Annotated in this window: 10 protein-coding genes; 4 read left to right on the forward strand and 6 right to left on the reverse strand. The window is 35.5% G+C overall.

Annotated elements, in window-relative coordinates:
* Positions 1-19 precede the first annotated feature (19 nt).
* A complete protein-coding gene (locus tag F6K54_RS06340) occupies positions 20-4,348 on the forward strand; it encodes a glycosyltransferase (RefSeq protein WP_293075727.1) in 4,329 nt (1,442 codons plus the stop codon).
* A gap of 15 nt (positions 4,349-4,363) precedes the next feature.
* On the opposite strand, the gene F6K54_RS06345 is transcribed toward F6K54_RS06340, so the two are convergent.
* Both F6K54_RS06345 and F6K54_RS06350 read right to left on the reverse strand, forming a co-directional pair.
* The gene (locus F6K54_RS06345; RefSeq protein ID WP_293075729.1) at positions 4,364-4,843 is read right to left on the reverse strand and encodes a DNA-binding protein; all 480 of its coding nucleotides are present in this window, start codon (positions 4,841-4,843) and stop codon (positions 4,364-4,366) included.
* 662 nt (positions 4,844-5,505) lie between these two features.
* Positions 5,506-5,895 carry a hypothetical protein gene (locus tag F6K54_RS06350; protein ID WP_293075731.1) on the reverse strand — a complete coding sequence of 130 codons (390 nt, stop codon included), beginning with the start codon at positions 5,893-5,895 and terminating at the stop codon, positions 5,506-5,508.
* A 216-nt stretch (positions 5,896-6,111) separates the two neighbouring features.
* Here F6K54_RS06350 and F6K54_RS06355 point away from each other — a divergent pair, with 216 nt between their 5' ends.
* The gene (locus tag F6K54_RS06355; RefSeq protein WP_293075733.1) at positions 6,112-6,642 is read left to right on the forward strand and encodes a hypothetical protein; all 531 of its coding nucleotides are present in this window, start codon (positions 6,112-6,114) and stop codon (positions 6,640-6,642) included.
* A 338-nt stretch (positions 6,643-6,980) separates the two neighbouring features.
* Positions 6,981-8,138: a glycosyltransferase gene (locus tag F6K54_RS06360; RefSeq protein ID WP_293075735.1), complete on the forward strand. Its 1,158-nt coding sequence runs from the start codon at positions 6,981-6,983 to the stop codon at positions 8,136-8,138.
* 342 nt (positions 8,139-8,480) lie between these two features.
* On the opposite strand, the gene F6K54_RS06365 is transcribed toward F6K54_RS06360, so the two are convergent.
* The 4 genes from F6K54_RS06365 to F6K54_RS06380 form a co-directional block, all read right to left on the reverse strand.
* Positions 8,481-9,710 (reverse strand): transposase, encoded by a 1,230-nt coding sequence (locus F6K54_RS06365; RefSeq protein WP_293075737.1) that lies wholly within the window; start codon positions 9,708-9,710, stop codon positions 8,481-8,483.
* 312 nt (positions 9,711-10,022) lie between these two features.
* Positions 10,023-10,379, reverse strand: a complete 357-nt coding sequence (locus F6K54_RS06370; RefSeq protein ID WP_293075739.1) for a type II toxin-antitoxin system PemK/MazF family toxin — start codon at positions 10,377-10,379, stop codon at positions 10,023-10,025.
* Positions 10,373-10,627, reverse strand: coding sequence for a hypothetical protein (locus tag F6K54_RS06375; RefSeq protein WP_293075740.1), 255 nt, complete (start codon positions 10,625-10,627; stop codon positions 10,373-10,375). The genes F6K54_RS06370 and F6K54_RS06375 overlap by 7 nt, the downstream gene beginning before the upstream one ends.
* Positions 10,628-10,924: 297 nt before the next feature.
* The gene (locus tag F6K54_RS06380) at positions 10,925-11,086 is read right to left on the reverse strand and encodes a hypothetical protein (protein ID WP_293075742.1); all 162 of its coding nucleotides are present in this window, start codon (positions 11,084-11,086) and stop codon (positions 10,925-10,927) included.
* 57 nt (positions 11,087-11,143) lie between these two features.
* Here F6K54_RS06380 and F6K54_RS06385 point away from each other — a divergent pair, with 57 nt between their 5' ends.
* Positions 11,144-11,434 carry a hypothetical protein gene (locus F6K54_RS06385; RefSeq protein ID WP_293075744.1) on the forward strand — a complete coding sequence of 97 codons (291 nt, stop codon included), beginning with the start codon at positions 11,144-11,146 and terminating at the stop codon, positions 11,432-11,434.
* Positions 11,435-11,669 lie beyond the last annotated feature (235 nt).

Here is an 11,669-nt window from a genome sequence, read left to right on the forward strand (position 1 = left end):
TGATTTAGAACCATATACAGTGTCAGAAAAAACAAAATTATTAGCAACATTGGGTTCTCTGGATAAGGTAGAATTTGACCGTCAAGAATTATTACTAATAGGTTGGGTAGTTTCTCGTAATTTAGGAGTAGTAAAAAGCTTTCAATTAACTATTGCAGATACTGAAATAGAAAATTTTGAAACTGCCTTAAATTTACCAAGTCCAGATGTGAGGAAATTACATCCGAATCTTCATAATTCTGACAAAGCAAGATTTCGTATCAAGGCATTTCTTAACCCAGAACAAATTTCACAATTCCAAAATGCTGAGATTGCTTTAACTCCTATATTTAAACACGGCAAAGGTCAGGTTTTGTCTAAAGTATTAGATAATCCCACACAAATAACTTTTTCAGTAGCACCCATAATTCAAGAACAACCAAAATTCATCCCACCAATTGAACCAATTACAACAATAGGTCATCTAGATAAAGTAGCGAAAGCCAATCAAAAATTAATCATATCTGGATGGGTAGGTTCTTACAATTTTGGTTCTGTAGAAAGCTTTAAAGTTTTCATCGGCAGTCAAGAATTTACTTCTTTTGAGCAAAAATTAGGTTTACCTAGCCCAGATGTCGCAAAAGCTCGGACTAAGCTTAATAATGCTGAAAATGCTAGATTTAGCCTGGAAATACCCTTGACAAAGGCAGAACTTCAAAACTGTCAAAATACTCTAATTACTCTGACTCCAATATTTCAAGGGAAAGAAGGAGAAATTCTATTTCAACTATTTAATCCATCCCTGCCAATTCCTGACGATAAATATATAGAAGGAAAAGCAATTAACTTTATCCAAAGAAGTTGCAAATTTTTAGGAGACTTTATCCAAAGAGTAGGTCTTCAACCCACTGCTGAAGTTTTGGAAATTGGCTGCAGAGTCGGAAATATTGCTTATGGTCTAGCCTATTATTTAAAATCTCCAGGTTGTTATGAAGGGAATGACTTCTCTGAAGAATTAATATCTTGGGCACAACAGAATATTAGCAACCACAAACCACATTTCAATTTCCGTCAGATAGACTCAGATTTGAAACTTCCCTACGACGACAAAAGTTTTGATTTTGTCTTTATCGGTTCCAGATTTACTCAGGTAGGTGGAAAAGAAATTCGTAATTATTTAGATGAAATTTATCGAGTTTTAAAACCAGATGGTCGTTTCTTATTCCAATGTTTCTTAGTTAACCACGAGTCAGAACAATTAATATCTGAAGGCAAGAGTTCTCAACCTCTTATTCATAGAGTTCAGGAAGGTTTTACTAAAGACCTAAATTCACCAGAAAAAGGCATGGGTTTTCTGGAGTCTTTATTATTGGAGTGGGTGATTAATGCTGGTTTCAATGTATTAGGAAAATATTATGGTTCTTGGTGTGGACGAGTGGGTAAGAGAAGTTATCCAGATATGGTAATTCTTGAGAAGGAAGAAGTCAGAATAAATCAGGAAAAAATTGAGAGTTTGGTTAAAGAAGAAGTCGGAAATAAGCAGTCAGAAAATTTACAGGAGTTGGAAAAAATAGATAGGGAGCGTTCCTCCGAAGAAGTCAGAGTAAACAAGGAAAAAATTGATGGTTTGGTTAAAGAAGAAGTCGGAAATAAGCAGTCAGAAAATTTACAAGAGTTGGAAAAAATAGATAGGGAGCGTTCCTCCGAAGAAGTCAGAGTAAATCAGGAAAAAATTGATGGTTTGGTTAAAGAAGAAGTTGGAAATAAGCAGTCAGAAAATTTACAAGAGTTGGAAAAAATAGATAGGGAGCGTTCCTCCGAAGAAGTCAGAGTAAATCAGGAAAAAATTGATGGTTTGGTTAAAGAAGAAGTTGGAAATAAGCAGTCAGAAAATTTACAAGAGTTGGAAAAAATAGATAGCGATCGCTCTGAGGTTTTGCAGAATAATTTACCATCAGAATCTACTGTAAAAATTACTCCTGAATCTAAGTCTTCTGTCTCTCCTTTACTGGCAGAAATAATGGCAGATTTGGAGAAATCGCAAATAGAAATTCAAGAAATTCAAGCCGATCTAGAAAAGTTCAAATCTCAAAGGGAAGATATTCCTGTCAAGAGTCTATTTCCTGTAGAACCAGATACCTCAATTACGACTAAAAAAAAACTTCTGACTAAACCCTTAGAAGAAGTTACTCAAAAGTCAAAACTTCCTACTCCCCCGCCCAAACAAAAACAGGAATTATTGGGTTTATCCGGAGTAACAGTTGATAAATTCTGGGAAATTATTTTAGTAGAAGGAAGAAGGAAGAAGGAAGAAGGAAGAAGGGATTTTTCTGATATAGAAGGAAGGAGTAAGAAGGAAGAAGGAAAAAGGGATTTTTCTGATATAGAAGGAAGGAGTAAGAAGGAAGAAGGAAGAGGGGATTTTTCTGAATCTTTGATAGAAGGAAGGAGTAAGAAGGAAGAAGGAAGAGGGGATTTTTCTGATATAGAAGGAAGAAGGAAGAAGGAAGAAGGAAGAAGATATTTTTCTGAATCTTTAGTAGAAGGAAGAAGGAAGAAGGAAGAAGGAAAAAGGGATTTTTCTGATATAGAAGGAAGGAGTAAGAAGGAAGAAGGAAGAGGGGATTTTTCTGATATAGAAGGAAGAAGGAAGAAGGAAGAAGGAAGAAGATATTTTTCTGAATCTTTAGTAGAAGGAAGAAGGAAGAAGGAAGAAGGAAGAAGGGATTTTTCTGATATAGAAGGAAGGAGTAAGAAGGAAGAAGGAAAAAGGGATTTTTCTGAATCTTTGATAGAAGGAAGAAGAGATGACTCTAAACCTTCTATTAGTATTCTTACTCCAACCTGGAATTCATCTTTAGATTGGTTTGTGGAAACAGTTTTAAGTGTTCTTAACCAATCTATCCCTAACTGGGAATGGTGTATTGTTGATGATGGCTCGAAACAACCAGAAATTAGAAATATACTTGCAGGTTTAACAGAAAAAGAACCCAGAATTAAAGTTCTACTTTCAGAAGATAATGGCGGAATTAGTGCTGCTACAAATAAAGCTCTAAATATGGCTACAGGAGAATATATTTGTTTATTAGACCATGATGATACTCTGGCTCCCACAGCATTAGAAGATAGTCTCAATAAACTGGCGGAAGGATTTGATGTAGTTTATTCCGATGAAGATAAAATTGATTTTTCTGGGTTAAATTATATCGTTCCATTCTTTAAACCTGACTGGTCTCCTGAATATTTTCGTGGTGTTATGTATGTCGGTCATTTATTATGCGTCCGTCGAGAATTAGCTTTAACTGCTGGTGGTTTTAAGAGCGAATTTGATGGAGTACAAGACTATGAGTTTATGTTACGAGTTTCCGAACAAACTAATAAAATTGCTCATATTTCTCGACACCTTTATCATTGGCGACAAGTTAAAGGAAGTATTTCGGGAGATGCCGATGCTAAAGCAGGTATTGAAGTAGTACAACAAGCTGCTGTTAATTCTCATTTACAAAGAATTGGTTTAGCAGCAAAAGCAGAACCAGGTTTAGGTAAACATCGAATAAATATTAATCCTTTACCTAGAAATAATCATCCTTTGATTAGTCTAATTATTGCTGCTCCTAATCTTTCAGAAAATATTGATAAATGGTCGCAAAATCTTTTGTCTGTTTCAACTTATCCCAAAAATGAAGTGATTTTAGTGGGTGGGGAAAAAACAGAAAATATTATCCAAAATTCTGCGGTGAAAGTTTTAAATCTATCTGGGAAATTTAATTATTCTCGTGCTTATAATCTGGCTGCCAAAACTGCCCAAGGAGAATATTTTATTTTCCTCAATACTAATTTAGAAGTTGTTACTGAAGATTGGCAACGACATCTTTTATATTACGCCGAACAATCTGATATTGGTGCCGTGGGAGGACTATTAATTTTCCCAGATGGAATTGTTGAACACGCAGGTATTGTATTAGGAAAATCTGGAAAAGTTGATTATGTAATGCGAGGTTTTCCCACTAACCATGATGGTTATGCAGGTTCTTTAGTTTGTGCAAGAGAAGTATCTGCTGTAAGTCGAGATTGTTTAATGGTGAGTAGGCAAAATTTTGAAATGGTTGGAGGTTTTAATGAACACTTTTTCTCCGATTATCAAGATGTTGATTTGTGTTTGAAGTTGAGGAAAAATGGCAAGCGAATAGTCTTTACCCCCCGTAGTGTTTTAATTAATCATCAATCAGAAAAACACAGACAAAGAAATTATGATGTAGTTGACTATATGTTGCTATTAGACCAATGGCAAATTGATATGGATTTGGGCGACCCATATTACAATCTAAATTTTGATATTCAACGTAACGATTACACTGTCGTTTTGTAGTTGTAAACCTACTTTTTATTCATCAGTTAAAACCCATTTGTTATCTATTTTGAAAATCCCCTCTTTATAATCAACCATTGTCACTGCTGCAAGAGTTTCAATCCACACAGTAGCACCACAACTATGAGGTTTATTTGCTCGGTACACAATCCGACAGGGACCATGAATTTCAGCTTCATGGCCTGTTGCTAAATTGCTGCTGCCTTCTTTGACCGAAAGAATTGTCAAATCAGTATTTTTTTTGGTTGTATTAATTCCAATGTGGTTGCGATTAAAATGAACTGTGTTTTTGCCACAGCGCTGATGGGAACTCCAACGTGGTTTCGGACCTTTTCTTCGGCGGTGGATTCTTGGCATTCCTTCGTGTAACGGAATTACCCAGGCTCGATTATTGATTTTTCTGGCCCCTTGTATGCGGCCTTCCTTAAGCAACACTCGTACTCTTTGAGTAGATATACTTAAAAGACTTGCTGCTTCTGTGGTGCTGATAAACATGATTTTTTCTATTGCGACTATAGCAATAGTACACTAGACAGCTTAAATTGTAGTGAGTGGGATGAAAAAAATTATTGGATGTATAGGAAAGTTTTAAAAATGAAAAAATTATTTTCGAGATAGATATAGATACTCGCAGCTTAAAATCTGTGGTCCAAGACAGATGATAGTAAAGAGAGTAGCTTGAAAAGAAATTCAAAATTCCTCTGATACTAAATCGGCTACTAAATCCGGCGGTCGCGGAGCGTGGCGTCAGCCGTATCGCGCGTTGTTTGATGAGAAGGGTAAAGCAGCCAAAGCAGCAAAAGCAGCCGGAGCCACGATTCCTAAAGGCTTAAGGGTTAGGGCTACGCCAAAAATCACTTTTTTAGGAAGCTCAAACCAAAGATAGGATTTGCCTTGATACAAATAACTTTAGACAGTAGTGGACTGTTTCATCTTAAATAGTGCGTTAGAATTGTCATTGCGAACGGCAGTGTTTGCGTAGCATTCCGTAGGAAAGCAATCTCTAACCAATTTTCTATTGCATCATTTTAGTTGAAACAGTCCACTACTGGACTACAAATGCTTATAACTGATAAATAAAAGTAGATTTAGAGACAGGGTTTTGGTAAATAGTATTTGTGTTGGGTTTCGTTACCGCTCAACCCTACAAATACTGTTTACCAGAAAATAGTTTGCCCCAATTCGTTACGCAGATCAATTACAGGTCTCTCTCGACAGACCCTATCAGGGCAAACATCAAATACATAGACAGCATCACCTTCAGGAGCACAAATTACAGCAAACATTGCATCTTTCCCTGCCATTCGGCCTTCTGCACCAGTTCCTGCTATACGTCTTACTGTTCCTTTTTGTAACTTTCCTGAAGCTTCGTATTCTTTTAATTTCCTTTCTGCTGCTAATTCACATTCTGCTCTTCGTTTAGTGCTAACACGTTGCCAACCAGAACCAGAACCCCAAGCAGGGCGTTCAGCTTTAGCTATCTGAGGGAAAAATGTTGTTAATAATCCCCACATCAGTGTCAAGGTCAAAATTTTTCCAGACTTCATATTACTCTATCTAATTTAACTAATACTTTGTTACAATTTCCTTAGCTTGATATATTTTTTGCAAGCTTATCTAATACAATTCTAATTCGCTCATTTTCATATCTACAAGCCGGAAAAAGACGGATAAAAACGGAGATTTTATTAAGAAAATATAAAAAGGACGGATAAAGAAGGATAATAGCGGATAAGCTTTTCAGAAAAATTAATTCTAAGACAATGGACTGGCAAATAGTTTTAAATTCAATTGATGAGTTAGTCTTTCAGCAAACGGGAAAACACCTCAATAATCTACAAATGGGAATTTTAAAAGGTGTTCTGAATAACGAAAAATATAGAGAAATTGCAGAACAATATAAATGTTCTAATGGTCATGTTAAGGATGAAGGATACGAACTCTGGCAAGTTTTATCAGAAATTTTTGGAGAAAAGTTAAATAAGTCAAATTTTATTGCTACAGTCGAACGTTTAGGATTTGCAAATTATCATTCTCGGTTATTTAATCCAGTACAAATTGGCAATCTCAATCTTTGCTCTAATTCCGAAACAGCAGAATTAGAAAATAGTAATGCTGCAAATACTCAATCAAATTACAAAAAGACAACCTCTTGCCAACCCATCGTTGAAAATGTTTTGTACGCAACTAAATTAAATACTGTTTCTAAATTAATCAAACTCGGTTTAACAGCAGAGCAAGTTGCTGAAGTGGTAGATTTACCATTAAATGAAGTACAACAACTAATGGAATAAATTTGTCAGTATGATGAGTCAAGGAAGTTTAGCGATCGCCTCTGGTTTACCTAAAATCTTTTTATAAGGATCTCTCTCCTTACCAAAAAATGAGGTCCAAATCCTCCCCTTTTAAGGGGATGAAAAAATATTCAATCCAGTATTTTCAAGCCTCCGGCTTTAGTGGTCGGTACTGATAACTGATAACTGATAACTGAAATGACCCCCCTTTTTTTAAGGATGAGTAGTATATTATGTTTACTTCAGTAGGGCAAACAACAAAAGCTGACGGCTCATAGCTAATTAGCTTATTGACTTACATTTACTAAAAAAATCAGATATTCAAAGATATAGTTTTGATGAAAAATATTTTATTTGTTCTGTACGAAGATTTTCATTCTAATAGTGCCCTTCATGTGCATCATTTTGCTAATAATTTAGTTAAATTGGGCTTTGATTGTGTGGTGGCTGTTCCTAGAAATAAACAGACTGTTTCTCAAGTGGGAGAACATTTAACACATTTATATAATGTGACAGAATATGGTGAATTTTATCGGCTGAATAAATTATTTAAAAATCAGCAAGGTCCGGATGTAGTTCATGTTTGGACTCCGAGAGAAGTTACGCGAAATTATTGTCATAAACTCCGGAAAGCTTATCACTTTAAATTAGTAATTCACTTGGAAGATAATGAGGAATATGTCCTGGAAAAATATTTAAACAAACCTTTTCAAGAAATTGCTAATGCTAATGGGTCTCTCGCAATTCCAGATAATGTTTCTCATCCCCAGAAATATCGGGAGTTTCTAGCAAGTGCCGATGGAGTGACAGTAATTATTGAAAGGTTAAAAGAATTTGTGCCGAATCATGTGCCGAGTTTAGTTTTATGGCCTGGTGTAGAAACCGAGTATTTTTATCCCAGAAATCCCAATCCAGAAATAGTAAAAAGGTTTAATATTCCTGAAAATACTTTAGTTTTTTCCTACACCGGAAATGTTCATGCTGCTAATACTCATGAAGTGAGAAGTTTGTATTTAGCTGTAGCAATGTTGAACCGAGGAGGTAAACCTGCAGTATTAGTTAGAACAGGTAGAGATTTCTGTAATTTTTTGGGAGATGATGATAATTGGGCGCGGAAATATGCCATTCAATTAGGATATGTAGACCGGAGTTTAATGCCAGAAATTTTGGCTTTGGCAGATGTGTTAATTCAACCAGGTAAACCAGATAAATTTAATGATTATCGTTTCCCCTGTAAATTACCCGAATTTTTGGCAATGGGTAAACCTGTAATTTTACCTGGGACTAATATTGGTTTGGTGATGGAAAATGAGAAAGATGCTTTAGTTTTACCTATGGTTGATGCAGTGAATATTGTTGAGTCTATAGGGAAGTTGTTTGAGGATAAATCTCTATCTGAAAAGTTAAGTCAGGGTGCAATTAATTTTGCCAAAACTCACCTTAACTGGGAGGAAAATACAAAATTACTGAAATCTTTTTATGAAGATATTGGGTAGTTTAGTGTTATAGCAATCAGGAATCAGTTGTGAGAATTGAGATGTTCCTTAAAAGTATAGAATATAGTAATTATTATATTCAGATGATACATTTTTTTCTTCTTCTCTATTCCCTATTCCCTAAAAGTTTTCAATATCTCACAACTCAAATCATATTGCTATATTTAACTTATTCAACATAAATCCTCCTCAAAGATCGTCGAATAGGATAGTTTTACAGCGATAGAAATCTGTTTCGCTTTCCTACATAATGCTACGCAAACCCGTTAGCGGAGCAAGTGTGGCAAGTATATCCATCGGGTTGTAGAAAAGGAAAATCAATCTAGAGTGACATCTCCCACACTATAGCGCCAGCTTAGTGTGAGCTTCTCGTTTCCCAGCCCTGCTATTGCATCGGGCTCCACGAGCTTTAAAGACGGAATGCCCTACCGCCCTATTTTTGATATTTATCGCCGCATTTAAGTCGCGGTCCATTACTATGCCGCAATGTGGGCAAGAATGAGTTCGTATGTTTAATTCTTTGGGGACTTTTTCCCCACAATTTGAGCAATCTTGGCTGGTATTTCTGGGGTTCACTGCTATGGTTTTCTGTCCAGCATTTTCAGCTTTGACAGTCAAAATAGACAGGAAATTTCCCCATCCTGCATCATTAATTGATTTACTCAAACGAGTCTTTGCTAGTCCTTTAATGTTTAAGTTTTCATGGGCGATAATTTCAGCTTTTAATAACAATTCATGGGCTGTTTTGAAATGAAAGTCTTTACGTTTATCGGCTACTTTTTTATGTTGTTTAGCTACAGCTTTAACAGCTTTTAACCATCTTTTACTTCCTTTCTTTTTACGGGATAAGCGTTTTTGTAGAGTCTTTAATCGCTGCTGAGAAGAGCGGTAGTATTGAGGGATGGGGATAGATTCTCCTTCACTTGTTACTAAGAACTCCTTCAATCCCATATCAATTCCCAAAGTATTTTTTAATGTAGGTTCAATTTCACAACTCAAAGCTGGAACTGATTTGTCTTCTAGGGATAAAGTCACATAATAACCATCTGCTTTACGACTAATTGTCACTGTTTTAATTTGAAAACCATCAGGTAGCGGTCGATGTTTAATCAACTTGATATTGCCTATTTTTGGCAAATTAATTTGATTGTCTTCAATGCAGTCTTGCTTGATTTGAGGATAAGTAAAACTGCGATAACGTCTAATTCCTTTAAATCTTGGTTTTCCTAATCTAGTTCCTTTTTTATCTGCCTTAAACCATCTATCAAAAGCAAGTTTTACCCGTTTTATGCAATCCTGCAAGACCTGAGAATGAATTAGTTTGTACTCCCGAAATTTGTCTTTGGTATTAACCAAATCTCGTTTTTGAGAGTAATAATCTGGATTATCTCTTAGTTGAGGAATGGGCGTTACTAAGGGGCAGGCGTTAACTGGACAACGGTTTTCTGACCACCACGAGAACCGCTCACCTAACCGATAATTGTACTGCCGACGCAATAATTCTAACCACATTTCTATTGTGGCTATTTGTTCTTTGTCGGGCCTTAATTTATATTGGTAGGCAGTGCGCATGGTGGAAAATTTCCGGGGTTATAGCAACATAATAATACAAGTTTTTCAACTAGGGCAAAAGCTTCTGCGGGGATAGTATGCAAATTGAATGGGCATCGAACCCATTCAATTTGCCGCCGATTCATCTCACGCTCCTCTTAAAAATTATGGCGTGAGGCTTCTCAGCGATTCAGCTAATATTTATTGTGTAGCGGAAACTAATTTTTCTTTGTAAAAAAATATAGTAGATACAGCAAAAATTAAAATTTTTTGATACAAAAATTGCCTATAAAAAACTTAAGGTGAGGAGCAAAACAGGCAAAAATCCCATCGCTATTCCATTTCTGTTGGTTTAAGTAGTAACTCTACTCCCTCTAATATTTTTTCTACTCTCTCCGGTGAAAGAGTACCTATTTTATCTGTCAATTTTGCTTTTTCTACTGTGAAAATCTGGGATATATTCACAACTGTTCGATCTGGTAAATTTGCCTCACCTACTGCCAAAACAATATTACCAGGAACAGCAGCAAGCTTGAGATTAGAACTTAAACTACAAACAACCACAGTCTTAATCAAACTAAAATTAAAAACATTGTTCTGAATTACAACATGAGGATGTTTGTAAGTACCTTGGGAACCAGATGGTTCATCTAATTCAATCCAGAATATATCACCTTGATTAATTAGCACTCGTCCTCTATTATACTCCTATGATGTCCACTAATACTACTTATTGATGTTGATCCTTCTGTATCAGAAACATCCTCATAAGCAGCATTTATTTTTTCTAGCAATAGTCGATTTTGATGCCGACGAATAAACTCTTCTAGAGCGATCGCTATTAAACGACTTCTAGATATTTTCATTTCTGCTGCTAGTGCTTCAGCTTGTTCAAACAGATACTCTTGTAATGAAATTGCAGTTTTGACAGTGGCCATATAATTATAATTTAACTTTTATGTTAGTATAATCACAGGTTATATTGCTGTCAATACTTATTCTCAAAGGTCTTACCCCTGGAATTTATTGATACATTTAACTCCTCCTTTATACTGAGAGACAAAATCATTCTACATTCTAGATTTAATTTGGAGTCAATTTGTTTCAAATAATTCCAGAGAAAATCTTAAATTCAGGAAAATCTAAAATCTAAAATTGAATAGGGCAGGGGGCAGAAGGAAAAATTACTTGGGTGAGAAACAGTCAACTAAAATCCACCCATAACTAGACATATCTCACCTTTGGTCTAGTTTTTCTCTGGCCATACGTTCAATGACATCGCTTAAGCTATTTGCACCTAGTTCTATTTGTTTTTTCTCCAACCACTGTATAGCTGTCTCAGTCAAAGTCATAGTAAACCTACGTTTCTCTTCATTGTAAATCTTTTTCCTGGCCATGGTTACATTCTGGGAATAAATCATATATAATGTGAGTATTACATTGAAGGTCGAACAATGCAATTAGTAGAAAAACATATAATTAGCAAACAACATCAGTATTGGAAAGAATGCGATTACCTAGCTTTACAGTCGAAACATCTCTACAATGCTGCTACCTACTTACAACGGCATCACTTTTTTGAAACTGGTAAATACTACAATTCCGTAGATATCTACCACCAAACCAAAAATTTAGAAGCTTACAGGTATTTACAGACATTGGTAAGTAAACAAATAGTTAGAAGGGTTTCAGAATGTTGGCGCATGTTGGTTAGCTGCATTAAAAGATTGGTCAAAACACCCTGATAAATATTTAGTCCAACCAAAGATACCTAAGTATAAGCATAAAGAACGGGGTAGAAACTTTGTGATTTATCCATCAGATGCGCTATCTAAACCTGCTTTAAACAAAGGAATAATTAAACTTTCTCAATCTAGTATTGAATTTCCTACTTTTGTTAGTAATATTAACCAAGTTCGTATTGTACCGAAGCTAAATTGCTATGTTATAGAGGTTGTTTACACTGTTTGTGATGTAGAA

The sequence above is a fragment of the Okeania sp. SIO3B5 genome, from assembly GCF_010692555.1.
Taxonomy (GTDB): Bacteria; Cyanobacteriota; Cyanobacteriia; order Cyanobacteriales; family Microcoleaceae; genus Okeania.

What these genes read in the sequence shown, in the direction of transcription:
- F6K54_RS06345 (WP_293075729.1), bottom strand. Translation starts at nt 4,843, where the DNA reads ATGTTTATCAGCACCACAGAAGCAGCAAGTCTTTTAAGTATATCTACT.
- F6K54_RS06350 (WP_293075731.1), bottom strand. Translation starts at nt 5,895, where the DNA reads ATGAAGTCTGGAAAAATTTTGACCTTGACACTGATGTGGGGATTATTA.
- F6K54_RS06355 (WP_293075733.1), top strand. Translation starts at nt 6,112, where the DNA reads ATGGACTGGCAAATAGTTTTAAATTCAATTGATGAGTTAGTCTTTCAG.
- F6K54_RS06360 (WP_293075735.1), top strand. Translation starts at nt 6,981, where the DNA reads ATGAAAAATATTTTATTTGTTCTGTACGAAGATTTTCATTCTAATAGT.
- F6K54_RS06365 (WP_293075737.1), bottom strand. Translation starts at nt 9,710, where the DNA reads ATGCGCACTGCCTACCAATATAAATTAAGGCCCGACAAAGAACAAATA.
- F6K54_RS06375 (WP_293075740.1), bottom strand. Translation starts at nt 10,627, where the DNA reads ATGGCCACTGTCAAAACTGCAATTTCATTACAAGAGTATCTGTTTGAA.
- F6K54_RS06380 (WP_293075742.1), bottom strand. Translation starts at nt 11,086, where the DNA reads ATGGCCAGGAAAAAGATTTACAATGAAGAGAAACGTAGGTTTACTATG.
- F6K54_RS06385 (WP_293075744.1), top strand. Translation starts at nt 11,144, where the DNA reads ATGCAATTAGTAGAAAAACATATAATTAGCAAACAACATCAGTATTGG.